This window comes from Martinezella dioscoreae (assembly GCF_009176305.1).
Lineage (GTDB): Bacteria > Pseudomonadota > Alphaproteobacteria > Rhizobiales > Rhizobiaceae > Rhizobium > Rhizobium dioscoreae.
On sequence record NZ_BLAJ01000007.1, the window covers coordinates 195,346 to 216,804 of the forward strand.

Genomic DNA, 21,459 nt, shown 5'->3' on the forward strand with positions numbered 1-21,459 from the left:
AACCCAGAAACGTCCAAACAAAGCGACTATGCTGATGTGCTTGACCCATTCCTTCGCAAGCCCCGTGGCTTGAACACATAGCCCGCTGCATGGACGGTGCGAATGGCAGCACCACATCCGGGCAGCTCCCCGAGTGCCTTGCGCAAGCGACCAATGTGAACATCCACCGTTCGCGGCGTGACTTCGGCGGAAGGCGGCCAAGCCGAAGCAATCAGTTCGGAACGGCTGCAGAGCTGTCCCTCCCTGTTCATCAGGTGACGTAGAATATTAAACTCAATGGGTGGCAGCGCAAAGTCGCGACCGTTGCAGTGTATTCGGCGACTGGCAACATCGACTTCCAGGTCAGCAAGAGCCGGTGACGCAACCATTTTCGAGTTGACCGTTTCCATGGCCTCTCCCGTCGCCTGCCTGAGAGATGTCAGCAACTTCTCCGGTGAAAGCGGCCTGAACAGGCAGTCATCAACACCGGCTTGCAGCAACGCCAGGTGAAGCGGCTGCGCTTCGCTTCGCAAGAGTGCAATCAGACGGACCTCGTCGTGTGTCGTGGATCGCCTGATTTCACCACATAAGGAAACGGCATCCTGGGTTTCGTGGGTGCAATCGAAAAGGACGGCACACGGTAAGCGGTTCGCGCAGGAAGCCAGAACATCGTTGGCACTGCAAGCCAAAGAGGGAATAAAGCCTTCCGTCTTCAGAATATAACTAAACGGCAGGAACAGCTCTGCATCGGAGGTCCAGATAATGACTTCGTCGCAGGCGGCCACTTCGAGCTTCGCCGCCGCATCGGAGTGCTCGAAGTTGGACGCGCCGGACCGTGTTACGGCACTAGGCTGGCGCATATTCGCCCCCGTTGATATCGAGGATAGCACCGTTCACGAAACCCGCCTCCTCCGACGCCAGGAAGGCAACGGCAGCGGCGATGTCTTCCGGCGTTCCCAATCTGGCAGAAGGAATGCGTGCAACCGCGTCCCGATTGGTTGGCGTATTGGGATCGCCAGTCAGGGGCGTCAAGATCCTGCCGGGCGCTACGAGATTAACGGTTATGCCGAAAGGACCGCACGACCCGACAAGCGCGCGCATCAGACCGGCCAGTGCTGCCTTGCTGGCTGCGTAAGCGCCGCCGGCAATGCGAGGGCGTGTCCGCCCCGCGAGCGATCCGATCAAAATGATGCGTCCAAATCCCGCGTCTCGCATTCCCCTGACGACTGCCTGACAACATAACATGGCGCCGGTCAGATTAACGGCCAGCACTTCGTTCCATTCCTCCAGCCCGATATCCTCGAACCGCCGAGGACCAGCAAGGCCCTTGGGCGATATCCCGGCGTTGCAGACGAGAATTTCAGCATTTCCCCAGCTGGATGAGAGCTCTTTGAAGAAGTCGGCAACAGCCGCAGGATCCGACAGATCGACAACTCGGCCCAGGACCCGTCCAGATCCGAACTCCGCGGAAAGCACGGCAGTTGCGTCAGTCACAGTTTTAGCGCTGTGACTGAAGACGGCGGCACGATGCCCCGCCGCTAATAGCTTTCGCGCCGTCGCCAATCCGATACCGCTCGTGCCTCCTGTCACGACGGCGATGCGAGACGGCCCTGGCATCACGCAGCCTCATCCAAGCCGGCAAACAAGGACAAAGCGGGATGAGCTTCGGGATCTGTCATGACCTCGATAAACAGCGGCCCCTTGCCTGCCAGACCACCCTGTAGATGAGCCGTGAGCTCGGCTGGATCCTCAACGCGAACCGCCGGGCATCCGCAGGCTTGAGCTATCTTCATATGATCGACAGGTGCAAAATGGCACGCCGATGTGAAGCGCCCGAACTTCACGGTCTCGGCATCCCGCTGGAAACCGAGGATACCGTTATTGAGAAGGATGATGGTTATGGGAAGTTCGGAGCGAACCATGGTTTCCATCTCCGCCCAGCTATGGGCGAACCCGCCGTCGCCAATGATGGCGACCACCGGATGCTCGGGTCTAGCTGCCTTTGCGCCAAGAGCCAGAGGCAGGCCCCATCCCAGCCCCGCAAGACCGCGCGGCGTCAGGAACCGCATTCCTGAGTCAAGCGATCGCAATTGGCCGACGACCCACATCGATGAATAGCTTGCATCCGCAACGACGGTCGTCTGCGGTGTCAATGACGCCTGCAGTTCTGCCATGATTCGTTCCGGGCGGATCGGCGAGGCAGCAGCATGCATGAGCTGATGCCGATCCTCATCGAACCGCCGCCAGCACTCGGCTATACGGTCGCTAATAGCAGTCCGTTGGTCCCGACGCAGGGATAAATCTTGCCCGTTCAGGGCATGAACAAGCTCTCTGAGCGTCTCGCGCGCATCCCCGACCAGGCGCAGCGCTTGATAATTGCGGCCGATCTCCTGAGGATCGACATCAATGTGGATCACCTGAGCACCAGCAGGAATTTGCCGCCAGCTATCCGTGCCATTCTGATTGGTTCGGGTTCCAATCAGAATGACAAGGTCTGCCTCGCCGACGAGAGCAACCGTATGGCGCCCAAGTGACCGGGGACCCACGAGTGATCCTAAGACGCCAGCAGAAAGCGGATGATATTCATTAACGGCACCCTTGCCCATGTTGGTGGTCAAAATTGGGAGTACAGCCAGATCCTGCAACATGGCCAGTTCATGGCACGCATCACTGCCGAGGACGCCGCCACCAGCGATGACTACGGGATTGTGAGCATTAGCGATCAACTCCGCTGCCTTTTGCAAACTCGCGCGATCAGGGCACGACCGATCAAGCGGCCAATGGCCAAGATTCAGAGATCGTGATGGGGTTTTGAGACCAAGCTCCGAGCGCAACAGATCGGCAGGCAACAGCAACGCAACCGGCCCGGGTCGACCGGAGGCAGCAGCAGTGAAGGCGGCATCGACATAGTCCTCGATTCGCTCCGGGACCATGACCCTGCGCACCCATTTCGTGCAGGATTGGAAGAGCGCGATATGATCGAGCTCCTGGAACGCGTTCCGATCCATCTGATCGCGCTCAACCTCCTGCACAAGTGCTACGATCGGAACGCTCGCTTTCAGCGCTTCGGCCATGGGCGGCACCAGCAGCGTGGCAGCAGGACCATTCTGGGCAGCCACCACGCCGATCTTTCCGGATCGTCGAGCGTAGCCATCGGCCATGGCGCCGCCCATATTCTCCTGCCGGTAGGCGACCTGGCGAATGCCTACCGCTTCAGCAGCCAGGATGAGAGCGGATGGTAGGCTCTGGGCAAATATATGGGTGACGTCGTGGCGCACCAGTGAGCGAGCCAGGCATTCGGCGGCAGTTTCTAAAGATATCGAGGTCATGCGTTTGCTCCAGCAAAATCGGCTTCGTAGGTTTCAAGGAAATCGCCGAAGACTTCGACGATCAGATCGAGATCGGGATTCGTCATTGCCGTGGAGAGGCACGCGGCGGCTCCAAAGGGCAGAAGGATATCGTGCTGACGGAAGTGGCTTGTCAGATTGGTCATCCAACTGTTCTGTTCCGGTGTCGGGAAGGCCTGGCGATAGTCACGGGGAACGTGTCGCTTGGGGTGGATGCGGAAAAGCGAAGCCGAGCCGGTGACGATAAATGGTGCGTCATGACGCACGATCGCGGCAGAAAGGCCGTCACGCACACGTGCACCCATTTCATCCAGGCGCTCGAAGCTTGCCGATGTCAGTGCCTCCATAGCCACTCTTCCTGCGACCATTGACACCGGATTGGCCGAAAAGGTGCCGCCCTGTGGCACCGCCGGCCTTGCGCCCGAGCTTGCGAACACTGCCATCACCTCCTTGCGACCACCAACCGCGCCGACTGGGAAGCCGCCGCCGATAATCTTCCCGGCGGCGATAAGATCCGGCACCAGCCCGAAACGCGCCGATGCACCGCGATATCCCTGACGCAGATTCAGCACTTCATCGGCTACGACGAGAACGCCATATTGTCGGGCCAGATCGGAAATGGCTTCGAGGAAGGCTGGCTCAGGAGCGAGCAAACCTGCCCTGCTCGGCATGGGATCCATCAGGATACAAGCAAGGTCGCCACCAGACGCGGCCATCCTTCGCTCCAGGCCTTCGACATCATTGAAACGGATCACATCGACCTCTTCGGCCACACTTTGCGGCGCACCGATATAAGAGGTCGTGGATGCGGGAGCGTCCGGGAGGCCCCACGATGCGGGCGACGCGCCTTGGCTTACCTCGGCCCAATCATAGGCACCGTGATAAGCTCCTTCGACGCGGGCAATGCGCGACCGCCCGGTGAAGGCGCGGGCAGCCTTGATAGCGAACATGACGGCCTCGGTGCCGCTATTGACGAAGCGGATCTGCTCGATCGCGGGAATGCGCTGCACGAGCAATTCCGCTAATCCCAACTCGTGTTCCGTTGGATTGGAAAAACAGGTTCCTTTCTGCAGCAGATCTGCGATCGCGTCGGCGACAGGGAGGTAACCGTGACCATGGATCAGCGTCGTGAAATTGTTATTGAGGTCGAGGAGCCGATTGCCGTCGACATCAATCAGATAGGCACCCTCGCCACGGGAAATATACGTCGGCAGAGGATCGCGCTCGATGGTGACACGCGTGGTTCCATCGGGAAACACGATCTGCCCTCGCTCGAAGAAATATTGCGAGCGCGATCTGAGCGCTGCGCGCCGAAATGATGGAAAATCCTGATGTAGCATGCCTTGCCCTCTCCACGTCGAGATGCGCGTTCGCATCCCGTTCACATTTTTGTTGCAACAAAAAAACATGGAGAGAGGGAAAGTGCAACATAATTATTTAGCGACGAGAGAGATTCCTTTGATCGTGGTCAGCGGTGATTTTTTTCATCTGGCGAAATCCATCACGAATGTCGTTCTCGATGGCGGCGCGGGTAGCGGCGGCATCCTTGTCAACGAGCGCCTCTATCGCGGCACGATGGTTGCGAGCACCGTGGCGGGTCTCGGAAAATTCCGGGTAGAGGCCATTAAATGACGCACCAACCCGCAGCCACAGGGTCTCGATCGTCTGCAAAAGATAGGGCATACCGCTCAAACGGTAGATCGCGAAATGGAACTCCTTATTATGCCAGAGGGCGTCAAAATAACGCTTTTCGTCTAATGCGGCCTCAATTTTTGTCTGAAGTTGCTCAAGCTCTTCGATCGTCGCTTCTCCTGCGGCCTTGACGGCCAGCGCTGCCGCCAGCCCTTCCAAGGCCAGGCGCATCTGCGTGATCTCCTCGAGATCCGACAACCTTAAGCGAGGAACGATAACGGTTTTCGGGCCGGAGTAAATGAGCGCCCCATCAATCACCAACCGGTTGATGGCATCACGAGCGGGCGTCGTGCTGACATCCAGCATTTCCGAAACCGCACGGATCGTGAGCTTATCTCCAGGGGAAAAAGCGCCCCGGATCAGTCGCTCCTTCATGTTGCCATACGCCATTTCGCCCAATCGATTGGGCTGATGTCGATGGCGTTCTTCGTCTTCCAGTGCGATTTCCATTGAAAATTTCTCCAATTTCCTTTGACAAACGTTCATTTTGTTGCAACAAAAATGAAAAGCGACGTGCTTGCAAACATTATGTGACATTAAAAGTCATACCACGTTCGCAAATTTCCGTCTTCCCAAAGTTCAATTCGGGAACCGGACCAGAAGCCAAGCGATCGGCGAGTGAGTTGCAGCGCCGGCGCAAACGACAACGTTCATAACGACAACAATATGGAGAGGGACTTTGATTGGTGAAGCACTTACGCTGCAAGGGCTTGAAAAGCGATATGACACATCGCTTGCCGTGGATGGCATTTCGCTTGCCATCCGGGCAGGTGAATTCCTGTCGATCCTTGGTCCTTCGGGCTCTGGCAAGACGACGCTACTAACGATGATTGCGGGCTTCGAGAGCCCGAGCAACGGCCAGATCATGATCGGCCGGCGCGACGTTACCTATGTGGCACCAAACAGGCGCAACATCGGTATGGTGTTCCAGCGCTATGCGCTTTTTCCGCATTTGACGGTGGCGGCCAACATTGCTTTTCCGTTGCGCATGCGCCGAATGGACAAAGATCTCATCAGCCGCAAGGTCGAGGCGGTACTGGCGCAGGTACATCTCGACGGCTATGGCGATCGATATCCCCATCAACTCTCCGGAGGTCAGCAGCAACGCGTCGCCGTCGCTCGGGCGATCGTCTTCGAGCCGCCCGTTCTCTTGATGGACGAACCACTTGGGGCCCTGGACAAGAAACTGCGGGAAGCGCTGCAATTGGAAATCAAGAGCTTGCAGCAACGCCTTGGGGCGACCGTCGTCTATGTGACGCATGATCAGGAGGAAGCACTCACAATGTCTGATCGCGTTGCGGTGGTCGCAAAAGGTCGCCTGGCTCAAGTGGGATCGCCGCTCGATCTTTACCGTTCGCCTGCCTCAGCCTTTGTCGGAGACTTCATTGGCCGCATGAACTTTCTCGACGGCGAATATCTCGGTCAAGATAACGGGAAGTACATGATACGGCCAAAAGGCGGCAATGTCGTTGCTGCGGCGGCTGCCGAAGACGCGGCAAGCCCCTTTTCCCCACGCCAAGCTGTCAGTATCGCGGTTCGCCCCGAACGGTTGTCGCTAGCCCCTCACGGTCGCGACCGCGGCGCCATTCTGACGGGCACCATAGATGCAACTGTTTTCGCCGGTTCGTTTTTCCTCTTCTTCGTACGAACCCAGAACAGCGATGACCGCCTCCTCCAGATCCAGATGCCCGTCGGAAATGTAGCGGCAGGCCTTCATCAGGGAGACTTGGTTGACGTCATCCCTGAAGCGAACGCCTTACGGCTGTTTGCAAAAGCGGAGGTCTAATCCGTGGCATCATCCTTCGCGAGACAATCAACCGGCACTTTCCGCAGTTGGATCCTCACAGGATCGAGCCAGCATTATTCGCCGCTATTGGCCATCTTGCTGATCCTGCCACTGCTCCTCCTCTTGGCGGGAGGCTTCGTCTATCCGGTGGTCAGGCTTATCGGCATCAGCCTTTCCGGGGAAGCCCCACTTGCTCCCTACCAACGTGTGTTCGACAGTCCACTTTATATTCAGGTCCTGCTCAGAACCTTCCGCATCGCAGCGATCGTAACCGTTGCCTGTTTTGCAATCGGATATCCGACCGCCTATGCGATCGCGCGCATGCGCGGCAAGTGGGTAAAGCTCGGAACGGCATGCTTGTTCATTCCGCTATGGACTTCGGTGCTTGTCCGCTCCTATGCCTGGATCGTACTGCTAGGTCGCAACGGCATCATCAACGACGGGCTGATCCAACTCGGTATTATCTCGACGCCGTTGAAAATGCTCTATACGGAGGGCGCTGTCATTCTCGCGATGACGCATGTGCTGATGCCCTTCATGATCCTGCCGATCCATTCGGCCTTGCGTTCGGTGCCGAGCGCGTATGAGCAAGCAGCACGAAATCTGGGCGCCAGCCGGATCGTCACCTTCTGGCGCGTGACCTTTCCACTCAGCCTCTCGGGCGTCTTCGCCGGCTGTGTGATCTGTTTCATTCTTGCCATCGGATTTTACATCACCCCCGCCCTTGTCGGTGGACCCGGCGCGCTGATGATGGCGACCCTGATCGGTCAACAGACGATCGTCCTTCTGGATTGGCCATTTGCGGCCGCCCTGTCAGTCATCCTGCTCACCGCGACGTTGGTGCTGGTGCTGCTCTTTCGCCGCGCGCTTTCTTTCAGCAAAGGTTTGAACAGTGTCCATTGAATCTGAATCCTTTACGCAGCGATTGGCAACACCATCGTCTGAGGTTCGCCAGTATCGTTCGGTCTGGCCATGGATGGCACGACATACATCCAATCTGATGATCGCGGCGGTGCTGTTCTTTCTCATCCTTCCGACGCTGCTGGTGATACCGTTGGCACTCAACGACGCCTCCTATATCACCTTCCCACCGCAGGGACTGACCCTACGCTGGTTCGAGGCGTATCTGTCCGATGTCGACTGGCTGCGCTCGACCATTTTCAGCCTACAGATCGCCGCACTAACCACTGTGGTAGCGACGATCATCGGGACGATGGCGGCGGTTGCTCTTGTACGTGGCAAACTACCGGGCAAGGCGCTGCTCCAGGCCCTATGCCTTGGGCCGATGATCGTGCCGGCAATCGTCTTCGGCGTGGCGCTCTATCTGGTCTTCTCACCTTTGCAACTGACCGGGAATCTGACGGGATTCGTCCTTGCCCATTCGGTGCTGGCGGTACCTTTTGTGGTCATCATCGTTTCCGCAGCGTTGGAAAGAATGGACCCGCTGCTGGAACTGGCAGCCTTGAGCTGCGGAGCGGGGCGGCTCAGAGCCTTCTTTGCCGTGACACTTCCAAATCTGGCGCCGGCCGTCGCGACCGCCGCGGTCTTTGCTTTCCTGACCTCCTTTGACGAGGCGACCGTGGCATTCTTCATCTCCGATACCGGCGGGAAGACGATTAGCCGGAAAATGTTCGAGGACATCGATTTCAACCTGACACCTGTCATTGCCGCCGTCTCGGTCATCATTGTTGCCGTCTCGCTGCTTTTGATGGGGTCCATACATCTCCTGAACAGCCGCCGGGAGCAACACTTGCGGCAAAAACGCCCGCTGTAGGCGGGATAATAAGAGGGCAACATTGATGACAATAAGAGCAGCCATCCGGCTGAGCGGCATCGCTATGCTTTGCGCAGCCATTCTTCTGGGAGAAATGCCCAATCCAGCACTTGCCAGTGAGCAGGTCGTGATCGCCACGACTGGCGGCGCCTATGATGCGGCGCTACGCAAATGGTGGTTCGAGCCGTTCACTGCTAAGACTGGTATCCAGGTCGTTTCCGTAGCGGCAACCAACGCGGAGATGCGCGCCAAGGCGACCGCGATGGTGAAAACTGGCAATGTCAGCTGGGATCTCTACCCCGATGGAGAAATCCAGGTGAGCTCAAAGGATCATCTCGCGATTTCCGAACCGCTTGACGGTTTTTGCGCCCAGTTTAAGGACCGCCAGGATCTTGTTCCCGATGCCTGCATCCCGGCCGGCGTGCGGCTGTTTTCGACGGCCACATTGATGGCCTACGATCCGCAGGCTTTCAAAGGCAACCAGCCCGTGACTTGGGCGGATATGTGGGATACTTCGAAGTTTCCGGGCGGACGCTCGTTTCCGAATTTCGATGATCCGTGGCGCGTCATGGCGGCTGCCCTTTTGGCAGATGGGGTCAAGCGCGAGAACCTGTTTCCGCTCGACGTCGATCGCGCCCTCAGGAAACTTGACGCATTGCGGCCGTCCATCTCGCTCTGGTGGAAAACCGGGGATCAGAGCGTCCAGGGGTTCCGTGAGAACGATTACAGCATCGGACAGATCTGGCTAACGAGGGCAAGCGCGCTCAAGGCAGAGGGACGTTCAATCGCCTGGTCGAACAAGGCGGCATTTCTGGTGGGCGATCGTCTCACAGTTATCAAAGGGGCGCCCAATCGGGACAATGCTCTGAAGCTCATCGCCTTCTGGTTGGATTCCCCGGACATCCAGGCCAAGGTTTGCGAGACATTGCTGTGCACGCCACCGAGCAGCGCGGCGATTATGATGATGCCGCAAGCAGTTCGCGACCAGATGCCGAGCGCCGAAGACGTGCGCGACAGTATCGTCATTCCAGATGCCAAATGGATAAACGATCATGCCTCGGAGCTATTGGAGCGGTGGAACAACTGGGTTCGCTGAAGCAGGATGACGATACCAAAACATTGTGCATGATCATGGGATGCCGCGACGTTTAGAAGATAAGCGTTCAGCGATGGTTCATTGAATGAACGCTAGACGCCTACGCACCCCGGTGCACCTCCGCGAGAGGTCCGTCTGCGAGCAGAAAGGCTCGAAGGCGGACCTCTCTTGCCTAATGAGGCCTCGTAACGATGCAGAAATTACCCCTTTTGTCGCGCGCCGCTACCTTCTTAAAGCGTCGGATCAATCCATGGGTGGATGCCGAAGGACTCCGGCGAACGGACATTTCCCAAAGATATCGGTTCCCAAAGATATCGGTGCCTTAATGCTCAGAAGTCAAACTTGACTTCTTATTTGCAATCTAAGAACATAAAGGGAACAACGGAGTTACCATTACCTGCGCAGAGCAGATCATTGAGCAGGCGCCCTCGAAATCCGAATTCGATCCAAGGGCTGAAAGATCTCTTCTGCTATCCTATCCGCTGGCATAGAATCAATATCGGACTGGCGTTGTAGTCGGATCGTACCTACAACTGGAATCATCAGAAAGGGTCCCGCTCTCCATGAAGTTCAGCCTCGATCATCTGCCGGAACGCAAACGCTTGGAATTGTCGCGAATTGTCGAGATCGTGCATGAAGAATTCGAGGATGCGCTGAAAGAAGGTACCGCCGATTTCAAGAAGAAGGGCCGCATCCTCAAGATCATTCTTTTCGGCTCCTATGCTCGTGGCGATTGGGTCGATGAAGAGAACATCGGCAAAGGCTATAAGTCCGACTACGATCTGCTGGTAATCGTCAACAATCGCAAGCTTACCAACTTCGGCTCATACTGGCGCAAGGCGGCCGACCGCTTTCCCCGCATCGTCAAGCCGCCAGTCAGCCTCAACGTGCATTCGCTTCGCGAGGTCAACACAGCACTGAAACTCGGCAATTATTTCTTCAGCGAAATCCGTCGCGACGGCATCGTTCTCTATGAACTCGACGACGAGGAACTTGCCGAACCAAAATCGCTCACGCCGGCGGAGGAATATCGCGTTAGTCAACAGCATTTTAAGAGATTTCAAAGGGCAAAAAAATTTCTCAAAGGCGTTCGATTTTACGCAAGCGAGGGCGACATGGACGAAGCAGCATTCCTGCTCCATCAAGCGATTGAACAGGCCTATTCGACCCTGCTGCTGACATTGACGAATTATAGCCCTGCCTCACACAACCTCAACCATTTAAGGACACTTGCGGAAGGTCGTGATCGGCGGCTTGCTGAGATCTGGCCACAAGATCGGCAGCGCTATACTGCCTGGTTCAACATCATCAATCACGCCTACGTGAAAGCCCGATATTCCGAGCATTTCAAGATCACCGAAGAAGCGCTTGTCTGGCTTGGCGAACGTACGGACGCACTGCAGCAATTGGTAAAAGCGATTTGTGAAGAGCATATCGAAAAGCTGCGGCAAAAGCTCTAAGCCCTGTTGTCAATCGCTTATCGGCGTTCTTTGCTCCGTCCGCCACGTCGCGATCTGTCTCCAGACACTTGGCACTTATCGGATCGTCATACGCTGCTGCTCCACTTCGGAAACTCCCCTCTATCCGCACTCTCTTCGCTTAGCGTCAGCCGATACCCGAGCGGTGGGGCGTTACCGAGAAGTACAAAGATTATCGGTTCTGCCCCACCAGTTGTGACTACAGCAAACCTAGACTAATGCAGTTTTCCACCTGGATTTACGGAGTCTTCGCTACTCGAAAGACGCGCCTCCCCAGGTTCGCCGGCACTTAGTAGGCAAAAAACCTGAAACCAGAAATGGGCGTCGGTAGCCCGCCCATCTACCTTTGCGCCTAAAGCGCACCAAGCCACAGCAAGCGTGGCACCGGGACCGTAGGCTGCCTTGGCGGCTAAAACCGCGGCTGCCATGTCCGTGCCGGACCAAATAGAGATATCATCATCCCAGGGCGACGCCTGGCGAAATTTTGATGTATTCGCAAAAGTCATAGGAAGCTCTCCCGTGAATGTCCGGCACGGGACGAAATTTGGCCGGACTTTGTTCTCACAAGTGAGTCACGACCGCGGATGCCGCATATGTCGTGTGATCCCTGGCCACTTCCTACTTTATCTCAACGTACACCAACCGTGAATCTTGGGCGAGCCAACCGAATTCGCTCGCGAGCGCCTCCTTTTTTGATGCAACAAAATTGTGATCGAACAAATATCATTTTCCCTCTTTACGTGCAATGCACATTTATGACAGGTAAATTACTGCGATTTTCGGAAGAAGCAGAAAATATCGCAATTCTTGCGGGTATTTTTTGTTGCGTCAAAATGTTCGAAGGTTATGCAGAGTCTCCGACCCTCTCATCTTCTGCGTGCTGCCGCCCACTGATCGAAAGGTTATCATCAATGAAGCCACTCATCCTCATTTGCTCCACGGATTACGAATTCTACCTTCTGCTCGCTCAGATCCTCAACATGAGAGGTTTTGAAGCTTCACTGGTGGAAGGAGCGGAGGAGGCTCTCGCTAGCATCAAATCCGATGACTTGGTGGCCGTGATAATAGACTATCATAGCGATGCCTTCCGCATCGGTGATCTCGTCAGCCAGATCAGAGAGACACTGGCCGATACAGCGCTGCCGATCGCGGTCTTCGTGAGAGCAGGCAATCAACAACTTTATCTCGAAGTGCTCAAAACCGGCGTGAGCGAAATTTTCATACGCCCGTTCAACCCAGAGCGTTTTCTATCTTATCTCTCAGATTTATCGCCAGACGACAACGCAAGATCTCGCACGGAAAAAGCTTCCGGCAATTCGCTTATTTATGCGGAAATCACGATGCAACTCGATAGAAGGCGCGTCGAGTGCAACGGCATGGATGTCCAACTCAGTCCGATCGAATTTCGCCTTCTCCAGCATTTTCTACAAAAACCAGGCTACGTTTTCAGCCGCGACGATCTCATCGAGGCTGCATGGCCGCGAGGTACCTTTGTGGAGCCCCGCACCGTCGACGTTCATGTCGGGCGCCTCCGGCGGACCATGCGAGCTGCGCTAGGTCGCGATGTTATCCGCACGGTGCGAGCTACCGGTTATGCGCTGGATGAGCGTCAGTGGGCAGATAGGGCTTCGTAGGGCACCGAGATTGCGGAGAGACTCCGTTGAGCATCAATTTGACGTTCCGCCTGTTGTGTTTCTCAAGCCTCTCGCGTTCGAAACATTGGCGTCACAGAACCTTCAAACAATATTACCGGAACGATCGTTGTTCGCGGACCCATTCCACGGCAATAAAATAGCATCGCATCCTCAGTGAGATGCGATGTGCTGCAGCAGATATCCATCTTCTGCGGTATCATTGTTCCACTACCAACAATTTGGATGTTCCCATGAGCGATGATCATCATCCGCCCACCGCTAACGCTGTGTCGCGACCCTACCGCAATACACACAGCGTGATTGTTTCCGCCGACCAAAACCTTGCTGCGGCCGAGCAGGAGGGGGTCATGGCGCTATACGTCGATCCGGATAAGGATCGCTCCGTCATGCTGCCCACGGCGCCTCGGAAGAGACAAGTGACTGACTTCGTTCGCTGCTCTTATCTCGGCCTCGACAATCATCCGCTCATCCTTGAAGGCGCAATAGACGCGGTGCAGCGATGCAAGGCGCTCCATTGGTCCTGCGCAAGAACGAGACTTAATTTCAGCCTGCTAGGCGAACTGGAAGAAGCGCTCTCTGACTTGTTTGCTGCACGGGTTATAACCTACACGACCGTCCTCGCCGCCAATATGGGAGCCCTACCGCTCCTCGCCTCCGGATACCTCACTGACAACAAAAGACCGGTGGTCGTTTTCGACCGGTTAGCCCATGCGACGATTGCGTTTCACAAGCCGGTCGTCGCCAATGAAACACCGGTCGAAACGATTGCTCATAACGACCTGAACGCACTGGAGGATATTTGCCGGCGCAACGATCGCGTAGCCTATGTATGCGATGGCGTTTATTCCATGGGCGGTAGCGCGCCGATTGCGGACCTTCTAGCACTCCAGGATCGGTACGGCCTATTTCTTTATATCGACGATGCCCATGGCATTTCCTTGTTCGGGAAGTCTGGGGAGGGCTTTGTACGATCCCAGGTCGGCGCAGCCCTTGGCGAGCGTACAATCATTGCTGCATCGCTCGGCAAAGGCTTTGGAGCATCGGGTGGCTTGCTGATGCTCGGCACTCCTCGGCAGGAGGAATTGTTCCGGCGCTTCTCGATCGCTTACGCCTTTTCCGCGTCGCTTAATTTAGCGGCAATCGGCGCTGCCATGGCGTCCCAGACGCTGCACCGCACCGATGAGCTCAAGTTGCGCCAGGATGCGCTTGCGGATCGGTTAGCTGTTTTCGACAGGATGGTTGTCAGCGAGCAAGCCGGCTCAAAGCTACCAATCCGCACCATAGAGTTCGGCGATGAAAGACAATCCATTCGTGCGGCTGCCCATATTCTCAACAAAGGTTTCTACACCTCGGCGATCTTCTTTCCCACGGTCGCAAAGGGCAAGGCTGGCTTGCGGGTCTGCCCTACCGCCAGCCACGGCATTTGGGAGATTGAGGGGTTGGGACGTGCGATCAACGAGGCGTTCGCCGAACGAGGAACAGATCCATGACTGACTCCATCAGCACCATTCTAAACGAAGCGCCGGAAATTAGCCGCAACGCCAACTTAAAGGCCACGGGATCGATATGTTGGAATATATCGCCGAAACCTACGTCACCTTACCGGATTCCGATATATGGCTTGAGCAGATTTGCGGACACGCTGCCGAGCTATGCCCTTTCATAATCCCCAACGGGCGAGAAAAATGGTTCGACTGCGCGCAAGGACACCAAATTATCAGCACTGCGGATATTATTGCTGAGAAGGCTTGCCCGCAGATTCGGGATGATAGCCGATCTGCGGCCACCGAAAGAGCCAGCAGGTTTCTGAACTTTGGCGACGGCTGCGCCATCATTCGGTCAACCAACGATGGTTTATTTGTTCGCATTTCTGCCCGGAACCTCGTCATTTTCTACGCAATTCGAACTCTTTTAGAGGGTAGCCTCTTGAAACTCGCGGCGATCTCCAACGACGCAATCGAGTGGTTTCCTGGAGGTTCTGAACCAGCTCACTTGCCGTCACGCGGTAGGGAGCATTAGTCCAGGGATATCGGTTGGAGATTGGCAATTTGATAGGTGCCATTGCGGCCCTTGATGTTGCTCGCCGCCTCGTCCCCGTCGGCGCGAACCAGCTGTATCAACTCCGTCAACACCGCCTCGCAATGTTGCTCGCTTAGCGCACTGCCCGGCCGCAGAGCAGAAGATTTGAACAACGCAGACACCCGAGCCGGTCCTGCGCAGTGAGCAGATCATCAGCAGATTAGAAGGACGGTGTTCAAAAATGCCTTACGCGAATGAAAAACACTACCGCCCAAGAAGGCCTATTGATGGCGCTGAAGAACAAAATTCATCCGAGCTTGCTTCTCATGCTGGTGCCGATCATAGTGACAACGCTGACACTCTGTATCACTAAATGGCAGTGGCAGGATTTGGCGATCGGCATGCCAGCACGAATCGCCTATTGGTTCTTGCGAGTGGGTCCTCTTCCAGATCTCGTTCTCGGACCTATAGCCTCACTTGTGACGGTTTCGGCGTTGCCGCTACATCGTCGCCGGCCGATCGCTTTTGTGAGCCTTCTTTGCTTTTTATGTGTGGCAGGCTTTTACGTCCTGAGGGAATATGGCCGTCTAGTTCCATGGGTGGAGAATGGCGTCGTCATGTGGAGCGAGGCTCTCAGTTATCTCGACGCCTTTGCGGTTGCCGGGACCATTCTCGGATTTGGTATCGTCGCGATCTCCGCGCGCATCTCGATCGTCGTTTCCGATCCGATCAAGCGCGCCAAGCACGGCATTTTCGGCGATGCCGATTGGCTGCCCATGCCGGAAGTGGCTAAGCTCTTCCCCTCGGATGGGGAGATCGTCATCGGTGAACGCTACCGCGTCGACCGTGACCACGTGCATAAGTTGCCTTTCGATCCGAACGATCACGGGACTTGGGGGCAAGGTGGCAAGGCGCCACTCATGACCTTCAATCAGAATTTCGATTCCACCCATATGTTGTTCTTTGCAGGCTCCGGCGGCTTCAAGACGACCAGCAACGTCATCCCGACGGCGCTACGCTATAGGGGGCCGCTGATCTGTCTCGATCCATCAACTGAGGTCGCGCCGATAGTTCTCGAACATCGCGCCCATGCGCTCGGTCGCGAAGTCATGGTACTCGATCCCGCCAATCCAGTCATGGGTTTCAACGTTCTTGATGGGATCGAGCGATCGACGCGTAAGGAAGAGGACATTGTTGGTATCGCCCATATGCTTTTGTCGGAGAGCCTACGCTTCGACACCTCGACTGGCTCCTATTTCCAGAACCAGGCGCACAATCTGTTAACTGGGCTTCTGGCGCATGTGATGCTATCGCCCGATTACGCCGGCCGCCGCAACCTGCGTAGCCTGCGCCTGATCGTTTCCGAGCCAGAACCGTCGGTGCTTGCCATGCTGCGCGACATCCAGGAAAATTCCGCGTCCGCCTTTATCCGCGAAACGCTCGGCGTCTTCACCAATATGACAGAGCAGACCTTCTCCGGGGTATATTCGACCGCATCCAAAGATACGCAATGGCTGTCGCTCGACAATTATGCTGCGCTCGTCTGCGGAAATGCATTCAAATCGAGCGACATCGCTTCCGGTCGGAAGGACGTCTTCCTCAATATCCCTGCATCGATCCTCCGCTCCTATCCGGGCATTGGCCGAGTGATCAGCGGCTCGCTGATCAATGCCATGGTCCGGGCAGACGGCGACTTCCGCCAGCGAGCGCTCTTCGTGCTCGACGAGGTCGATCTATTGGGTTACATGCGCATTCTTGAAGAAGCGCGCGACCGCGGACGCAAGTATGGCATCACACTGATGCTGATGTATCAATCCGTCGGCCAGCTCGAGCGTCATTTCGGAAAGGATGGAGCGACCTCCTGGATCGAAGGCTGCGCATTCACGTCCTACGCCGCGATCAAGGCGCTCGACACGGCTCGCAATGTCTCCGCTCAATGCGGAGACATGACCGTCGAAGTGCAGGGGCGTACGCGCGATATCGGTTGGAGCAAATCAAATACCGGCGGCCGCAAATCCGAAAGCGTCAGTTTCCAGCGCCGGCCGCTGATCATGCCGCACGAAATCACCCAGTCGATGCGCAAGGACGAGCAGATCATCATTGTCCAGGGCCATAGCCCAATTCGCTGCGGACGTGCGATCTATTTCCGTCGCAAGGAGATGGATGAGGCGGCAAAGGTCAATCGCTTTGCGAAGTTCTAAGCTGGGCGGCAATACTATGACGAATTCTGGCAAGCACGGAAAATTCGACAGCCGGCGCTTGAGGTTGTCTGGCAATTTGGCAGCAACTTTTGGTCACAAAGCATGATGTTTTCGATGGCATATAACAGCAGGGCAATCGCGCCAATACTCAGACCATCCGCGGTATATTTGTCGTGCGTAGTCGCACCACCTCCGCTTCTACGGTGTCGATCTCCCGGGGTACTGGCGCATGGCGGGTCTTGCGAATGTAACGATAGCTACAGGGTGCGTCGCAAAGGAGGAGCGAGACTTCGCCAACCTTGGCGCGGTGGCGCTTGCCGCGTAATCGTTCATTTCGGTGCACGTTTTGTCATTGAGAGTCGTGCCGCATGAAGCGTCCACTTAAAGGAGGAGGTCGACGCCAAGTAATTGAGGGTGAGGAAGATTTGCGAAACGGGCGTCAGCGATATGACACGGCGTCGAAAGTGCGCCTTGCCGCGGCGAGCCTTGAGCCGCGAGTGTCGGTGTCGCGACTTACGTTAGATAATGGGGTCAATGCCAATCTGCTGAGGAAATTGATCAAGCAAGTCAAGGAGGCAGGTCTTGAGCATCGGCGTTTGTCCCGGTTGCGGCCGTAGAATGCAACCTGGCGACGGCGCTGGCTACCCTGCATGGGGAAGAGCCTTTGACGAAACCGGAAAGTACGGGGCGCACTCAAGGCCGAGAAGGAAGCGCTTTTGCAGCGCATGGTCAAACTCGAGGAAGAGCGGCGCTGGCGTGAATGCATCGCTATGCGCCTCGTAGTCAAAAGTACGTTGAGCGCCTCTTCAATGAGGCCGAACAGATTGCCGGTGAGGATGATGGCGAGGGCTAAGAAGGCTATGTCATCGACCTGCCGGACACCGGCCTGCCGTCCGCGCAAAAGCCTGAAGGCAAGAAGCGCGACCGCAGACCCTTGCCGGAAAACCTTCCCCAAGAACGTGTCGAATATTAGCTTTCCGACAATCAGAAGGCCAGCCCAGGCTGCCATTGCCAGACGCATCGTACGGGTGAAGCCGTCACCGAGCAGCTTCATGTCGAGGTGAACGCCAAGGTCCTGCAGAATGTCCGGTTCAAGTATGCATGCCGGAATTGCGAACGGGCCGGCGTCAACACGCCGGTCATCATTGCCACAATGCCTGCACAGCCCTTGCCTAGCAGCATTGCCACGGCTTCGACGCCGGCCTTCGCCTCGTTCATAAATATGTCGACGGCACACCGTTCTATCGCGTGAGCCAAGTCTTCGAGGGCGCCGGTGTTCCCGTCAGCCGGGGTGCATTGGGACATTAGGTGATCGGCTCGAGCCAGATGCATCTCTCCCGCATTTATGACGCTGAAGCTGCGGCTTCGATCGCAGCCTCTCATCCATGGCGATGAGACGACGGTTCAGGTCCTAAAGCAAAAGGATAGAGAGGCCGCCGACACGTCGTATATGTAGGCCCATCGACACGACGTCGAGAGTGACGAGCCAATCGTCCTCTTCGATTATCAGCTGGGCCGCGGCCAAATCCATTCCAAGATCTTCCTTGGCGATTACTGTGGCATACTCATGAGCTACGGCTATTCCGCCTGGCGCACTCTGGAGGGGCAACACATATTGGAGGCACGGCCCATTCACGAAAGCGCTTCGTCGACGCCCTCTAGACGAGGAATAAAGATGGCGGAGCGCCGGAACAGGGGCTCAAGTTCTTTGAACAGCTCTACTGGAGAAAGGCTGGCGAAGGACGAAAAGCCGAATGATGAGGGTGAAACGCAGGTCGACTGCATTCGCGCTTTCGTCGGCAACACAGCATCCCCATCCTCAATGCCCTCAAGAAATGGCTTGATGACATCGAGCCGAAGGTCTTGCCGGACAGCAAGCTCGGCGATGCCATCTCCTATACCCTGAACCAATGGGATTATCTGACCCGTTACACCAAAGTCGGCAGAGTGCTGATTGATAACAACCTTCTTGAGCGTGATATCAGGATTTTTGCAACGGGCAGAAAATCGTGGCTCCTCAGCGTCACCATGGAAGGTGCCAGGGCCAGCGCCGTCTACAGCATCATGCTGACATGCCGGGCTTCCGGCGTCGAACCTTGGCCTACTTGCGCCATGTTCTCAGTGAATTGCAGCAGCGCGCCAAAGACGCCGACATCTCTGATCTGCCACTCTTCAATTTTCCCCAAGCCGCGGTCGCCTGATCAACTTTCCCTTCGAACTCGCGGGATGAAAATCGCCCGCGTCAATGTGCAGGGAAATGAGCGTTTACCCTGCCGCGACGGGATCGTTCGAGAATCTGTGCCCGTTCATGCTCGCAATCATGCCTTGCAATTGCAGCATCAACTGATCTTCGGGCGTGCCGGAATATGGTGCCTTCAGGAATATCGTCCCGACACGATGGCAGGCGAACTCCTCCGTCAACAGGACTTGATAAGCATATTTGCTGCTCAGCCGATCCCGCGGGTGGATCAGGATGGCCTGAAAGTGGCCCTCGGCGGCGAGATCACGCAGCCGCTCCAGAGCGATGGCTGCTATGTGGGGACCTATCCTGCAACGGTATCAGAGTTTTGGGTAGACGGGCGTTTCAAGGGGATGCTGCCCGAAAACCATATCTTTGCGTTCCGCTAACATTCGATAAAGCTCGGCATACTCCGATACCATTCGCTTCGCGGTGAACATCTGCAGATATCGGAGTCTTGCCTTGGAGCCATATTCAATGGCAGTAACCGGATCGTTTGCCAGCCGTGTCATAGCCGCCGCCAACGCCGCAGGATTGGCGGGCGGAATAACCAAGCCGGTCTCGCCATCAAGATTAACATAACTCGTGCCCGTTCCAATCTCACAAGAGATCATCGGCTTGCCGAACATGGCCGATTCCACCAACGTTAGGCCAAAGGCTTCTGAGCGTAGATGCGACGGGAAGACTACGCCGAGGCAGAGTTCGAGTAAGGCAGCCTTATCGATATCTGGCAAGGCGCCTAGGAAGAAGATGTTGCTAAGCGCTTGCTGACGAGCCGTCTCCTTGAGAGTGACCTCCATCGGGCCTTCGCCGACAATGACTACCGGCAAGCCAGAGATCCGCGACGCCTCCAACAGGATGTGCGCACCCTTATAATAGCGAAGCACACCGACGAACAGAAAGAATGTCGGCGGCAAATCGCGACGCCATCGGGTTAAGGCATCCGCGTTCGCAGCCGGGTAGCTCGTCTCGTCCAGACCGAGCGGGATGACGCTAGTTTTGGACTTGAATTGCTGGAGAATGCCACTCGATGCCAGATAGTTAGGAGATGTCGTTACGATATGGTCGACGCTCTCGAGGAAATGCTTCATCAGCGGTCGATAAAGCCGCAACAGGATCTTCTGTTTGACGACATCGGAATGATATGTGACAAGCGTAGGCTTTCCAGGGCCTATAAACGAGTGCACAACGTCCATCCAAGGCCAGGGAAAGTGATAATGGACAATATCGGCGGCTGCACTCAGATCACGAAAGCGACAGAATACGTCACGAGAAAATCCTGTCGATGCGAATTCGAAGTCAAGCCTGGCCTTATAGGCCATATGGTTCCCGAATTCACGATCCTTCGGTACCTTGCTCAGCGATAGCACATTGGATTTGATGCCGTGTTCACTACTTCCTTCGGCTAGAGCGTGAATCGTTCGCTCGATGCCGCCGAACGTATCGGGCCAATAAGTTTTGAAAAAATGTAGAACGCGCATTCGTTGTATCCATCCGAGGTGGGCCGCGGGACTTAGGATCTCACGCGTGGTAGCATAGCAGAATAGAGATCGACGAGGACAAAATCGATGACGCGGTCCTGGCACTGTTATGGTTGACGCTCCAAAACGAGCGTTGCGCCTAGTGTCGTGTCCTGCAAATAGCTTTACATAATCGTTCAACCTTTTCGAGGATTGCCTCGCTTGTGGCGGACCAGACGCCTTGCCGTTGTAGGCCTGAACGAAGGCGTTGATTTTCTCGACGAGGTCCTTGGCGACGACGAAAGAAGCGCAACCATCTTTACCATCCAACTTCCCATATCGGTCTGGCACGGTGTCATCGGCGACCCAACCTACCCCGACGCCATTCTCGACGGGTTGGTCCACAATGCCCATCGGATCGAACTGAGCGGCGATAGTCTGCGCCGAAATCTGCCGCGCAAAGCTTGACACTTCGCCTGAATGAGCTGACAACAACCAGACCCTCTAGACAGTAGGCGAGATCATCCCGAGATCAAGGGGCGAAATCATCTCGGAACGATGGGGCGGCTTGATCGGAGTCTGCATCCGATCGATCGAAATGATCTCGATGGCGTTTCCTAAGCTGACTGAGGCCATCCTTAAAGACGACTGGCGTACGCTCCCTTTTGCGGTCGAGGAAATCTACGCCCACTGCAAGCCGATGCGCTTCAATCCCTCGGCACCGGCCGACCAC

At 56.1% G+C, this 21,459-nt stretch carries 18 protein-coding genes and 4 pseudogenes; 15 read left to right on the top strand and 7 right to left on the bottom strand.

The features are described from left to right. Positions 1-26: 26 nt before the first annotated feature. From GDN47_RS24840 to GDN47_RS24860, 5 genes are all read right to left on the bottom strand, one after another. A complete protein-coding gene (locus GDN47_RS24840; protein WP_152094458.1) occupies positions 27-839 on the bottom strand; it encodes a winged helix-turn-helix transcriptional regulator in 813 nt (270 codons plus the stop codon). Then, a complete protein-coding gene (gene fabG, locus GDN47_RS24845; RefSeq protein WP_152094459.1) occupies positions 826-1,596 on the bottom strand; it encodes a 3-oxoacyl-ACP reductase FabG in 771 nt (256 codons plus the stop codon). Before fabG ends, GDN47_RS24840 begins: the two co-directional genes overlap by 14 nt. Further along, complete coding sequence (locus tag GDN47_RS24850; RefSeq protein ID WP_152094460.1) at positions 1,596-3,308, bottom strand: acetolactate synthase catalytic subunit; 1,713 nt, start codon at positions 3,306-3,308, stop codon at positions 1,596-1,598. Before GDN47_RS24850 ends, fabG begins: the two co-directional genes overlap by 1 nt. Next, positions 3,305-4,666 carry an aspartate aminotransferase family protein gene (locus GDN47_RS24855; RefSeq protein ID WP_152094461.1) on the bottom strand — a complete coding sequence of 454 codons (1,362 nt, stop codon included), beginning with the start codon at positions 4,664-4,666 and terminating at the stop codon, positions 3,305-3,307. The genes GDN47_RS24850 and GDN47_RS24855 overlap by 4 nt, the downstream gene beginning before the upstream one ends. 97 nt (positions 4,667-4,763) lie before the next feature. Then, positions 4,764-5,468 (bottom strand): GntR family transcriptional regulator, encoded by a 705-nt coding sequence (locus GDN47_RS24860; protein WP_152094462.1) that lies wholly within the window; start codon positions 5,466-5,468, stop codon positions 4,764-4,766. 229 nt (positions 5,469-5,697) lie between these two features. Between GDN47_RS24860 and GDN47_RS24865 the strand changes: the two genes are divergently transcribed. The 5 genes from GDN47_RS24865 (at position 5,698) to GDN47_RS24885 (ending at position 11,134) form a co-directional block, all read left to right on the top strand. Next, positions 5,698-6,804: an ABC transporter ATP-binding protein gene (locus GDN47_RS24865; protein ID WP_152094463.1), complete on the top strand. Its 1,107-nt coding sequence runs from the start codon at positions 5,698-5,700 to the stop codon at positions 6,802-6,804. A 3-nt stretch (positions 6,805-6,807) separates the two neighbouring features. Next, the gene (locus tag GDN47_RS24870) at positions 6,808-7,707 is read left to right on the top strand and encodes an ABC transporter permease (protein ID WP_233790098.1); all 900 of its coding nucleotides are present in this window, start codon (positions 6,808-6,810) and stop codon (positions 7,705-7,707) included. Between the two features lie 97 nt (positions 7,708-7,804). Beyond that, entirely contained in the window at positions 7,805-8,578 is a 774-nt protein-coding gene (locus GDN47_RS24875; RefSeq protein WP_308936557.1) for an ABC transporter permease, read from the top strand. Positions 8,579-8,642: 64 nt separating this feature from the next. After that, entirely contained in the window at positions 8,643-9,674 is a 1,032-nt protein-coding gene (locus tag GDN47_RS24880) for an extracellular solute-binding protein (RefSeq protein WP_152094493.1), read from the top strand. A 563-nt stretch (positions 9,675-10,237) separates the two neighbouring features. Next, positions 10,238-11,134, top strand: coding sequence for a nucleotidyltransferase and HEPN domain-containing protein (locus tag GDN47_RS24885; protein WP_152094464.1), 897 nt, complete (start codon positions 10,238-10,240; stop codon positions 11,132-11,134). Between the two features lie 233 nt (positions 11,135-11,367). Here the strand turns inward: GDN47_RS24885 and GDN47_RS32865 are convergent, their stop codons facing one another. Then, positions 11,368-11,658 (bottom strand): Y4oE-related protein, encoded by a 291-nt coding sequence (locus tag GDN47_RS32865; RefSeq protein WP_503826388.1) that lies wholly within the window; start codon positions 11,656-11,658, stop codon positions 11,368-11,370. A gap of 249 nt (positions 11,659-11,907) precedes the next feature. Here GDN47_RS32865 and GDN47_RS24895 point away from each other — a divergent pair, with 249 nt between their 5' ends. From GDN47_RS24895 to GDN47_RS32835, 7 genes and pseudogenes are all read left to right on the top strand, one after another. Continuing rightward, a complete protein-coding gene (locus GDN47_RS24895; RefSeq protein WP_173002561.1) occupies positions 11,908-12,786 on the top strand; it encodes a winged helix-turn-helix transcriptional regulator in 879 nt (292 codons plus the stop codon). A 251-nt stretch (positions 12,787-13,037) separates the two neighbouring features. Next, the gene (locus tag GDN47_RS24900; RefSeq protein ID WP_152094466.1) at positions 13,038-14,297 is read left to right on the top strand and encodes an 8-amino-7-oxononanoate synthase family protein; all 1,260 of its coding nucleotides are present in this window, start codon (positions 13,038-13,040) and stop codon (positions 14,295-14,297) included. A 76-nt stretch (positions 14,298-14,373) separates the two neighbouring features. Next, positions 14,374-14,826: an SMa0974 family conjugal transfer regulator gene (gene rctB / locus GDN47_RS24905; protein ID WP_152094467.1), complete on the top strand. Its 453-nt coding sequence runs from the start codon at positions 14,374-14,376 to the stop codon at positions 14,824-14,826. Between the two features lie 287 nt (positions 14,827-15,113). Next, on the top strand, positions 15,114-17,027 hold the full coding sequence (gene traG, locus GDN47_RS24910) for a Ti-type conjugative transfer system protein TraG (RefSeq protein ID WP_152094468.1): 1,914 nt from the start codon (positions 15,114-15,116) through the stop codon (positions 17,025-17,027). Positions 17,028-17,395: 368 nt separating this feature from the next. Next, the gene (locus tag GDN47_RS24915; RefSeq protein ID WP_152094469.1) at positions 17,396-17,644 is read left to right on the top strand and encodes a transposase; all 249 of its coding nucleotides are present in this window, start codon (positions 17,396-17,398) and stop codon (positions 17,642-17,644) included. A 72-nt stretch (positions 17,645-17,716) separates the two neighbouring features. Then, positions 17,717-19,228 (top strand): annotated as a pseudogene (gene tnpC, locus GDN47_RS24920) (IS66 family transposase); the annotation flags it as partial. 25 nt (positions 19,229-19,253) lie between these two features. Continuing rightward, a complete protein-coding gene (locus tag GDN47_RS32835; protein ID WP_443096541.1) occupies positions 19,254-19,655 on the top strand; it encodes a hypothetical protein in 402 nt (133 codons plus the stop codon). On the opposite strand, the gene GDN47_RS24930 is transcribed toward GDN47_RS32835, so the two are convergent. Further along, complete coding sequence (locus GDN47_RS24930; RefSeq protein WP_152094470.1) at positions 19,587-20,747, bottom strand: glycosyltransferase; 1,161 nt, start codon at positions 20,745-20,747, stop codon at positions 19,587-19,589. The two genes, GDN47_RS32835 and GDN47_RS24930, sit on opposite strands and share 69 nt — an antisense overlap. Positions 20,748-20,809: 62 nt before the next feature. On the opposite strand from GDN47_RS24930, the pseudogene GDN47_RS32840 reads away from it, so the two are divergent. From GDN47_RS32840 to GDN47_RS32425, 3 pseudogenes are all read left to right on the top strand, one after another. Beyond that, a pseudogene (locus GDN47_RS32840) lies at positions 20,810-20,887 on the top strand (DUF6429 family protein); the annotation flags it as partial. A 142-nt stretch (positions 20,888-21,029) separates the two neighbouring features. After that, positions 21,030-21,194 (top strand): annotated as a pseudogene (locus GDN47_RS24935) (ATP-binding protein); the annotation flags it as partial. A gap of 124 nt (positions 21,195-21,318) precedes the next feature. Further along, a pseudogene (locus tag GDN47_RS32425) lies at positions 21,319-21,456 on the top strand (YecA family protein); the annotation flags it as partial. Positions 21,457-21,459: the final 3 nt, after the last annotated feature.

Excerpts from the sequence above, each read along its gene's own strand:
- GDN47_RS24875 (WP_308936557.1), top strand. The coding sequence starts at position 7,805 with ATGATCGCGGCGGTGCTGTTCTTTCTCATCCTTCCGACGCTGCTGGTG.
- GDN47_RS24930 (WP_152094470.1), bottom strand. The coding sequence starts at position 20,747 with ATGCGCGTTCTACATTTTTTCAAAACTTATTGGCCCGATACGTTCGGC.
- GDN47_RS24915 (WP_152094469.1), top strand. The coding sequence starts at position 17,396 with ATGAAGCGTCCACTTAAAGGAGGAGGTCGACGCCAAGTAATTGAGGGT.
- GDN47_RS32865 (WP_503826388.1), bottom strand. The coding sequence starts at position 11,658 with ATGACTTTTGCGAATACATCAAAATTTCGCCAGGCGTCGCCCTGGGAT.
- GDN47_RS24840 (WP_152094458.1), bottom strand. The coding sequence starts at position 839 with ATGCGCCAGCCTAGTGCCGTAACACGGTCCGGCGCGTCCAACTTCGAG.
- fabG (WP_152094459.1), bottom strand. The coding sequence starts at position 1,596 with ATGCCAGGGCCGTCTCGCATCGCCGTCGTGACAGGAGGCACGAGCGGT.
- GDN47_RS24895 (WP_173002561.1), top strand. The coding sequence starts at position 11,908 with ATGACAGGTAAATTACTGCGATTTTCGGAAGAAGCAGAAAATATCGCA.
- GDN47_RS24880 (WP_152094493.1), top strand. The coding sequence starts at position 8,643 with ATGCTTTGCGCAGCCATTCTTCTGGGAGAAATGCCCAATCCAGCACTT.
- GDN47_RS24860 (WP_152094462.1), bottom strand. The coding sequence starts at position 5,468 with ATGGAAATCGCACTGGAAGACGAAGAACGCCATCGACATCAGCCCAAT.
- rctB (WP_152094467.1), top strand. The coding sequence starts at position 14,374 with ATGTTGGAATATATCGCCGAAACCTACGTCACCTTACCGGATTCCGAT.
- GDN47_RS24855 (WP_152094461.1), bottom strand. The coding sequence starts at position 4,666 with ATGCTACATCAGGATTTTCCATCATTTCGGCGCGCAGCGCTCAGATCG.
- GDN47_RS32835 (WP_443096541.1), top strand. The coding sequence starts at position 19,254 with ATGAAAATCGCCCGCGTCAATGTGCAGGGAAATGAGCGTTTACCCTGC.
- traG (WP_152094468.1), top strand. The coding sequence starts at position 15,114 with ATGGCGCTGAAGAACAAAATTCATCCGAGCTTGCTTCTCATGCTGGTG.
- GDN47_RS24850 (WP_152094460.1), bottom strand. The coding sequence starts at position 3,308 with ATGACCTCGATATCTTTAGAAACTGCCGCCGAATGCCTGGCTCGCTCA.
- GDN47_RS24885 (WP_152094464.1), top strand. The coding sequence starts at position 10,238 with ATGAAGTTCAGCCTCGATCATCTGCCGGAACGCAAACGCTTGGAATTG.
- GDN47_RS24900 (WP_152094466.1), top strand. The coding sequence starts at position 13,038 with ATGAGCGATGATCATCATCCGCCCACCGCTAACGCTGTGTCGCGACCC.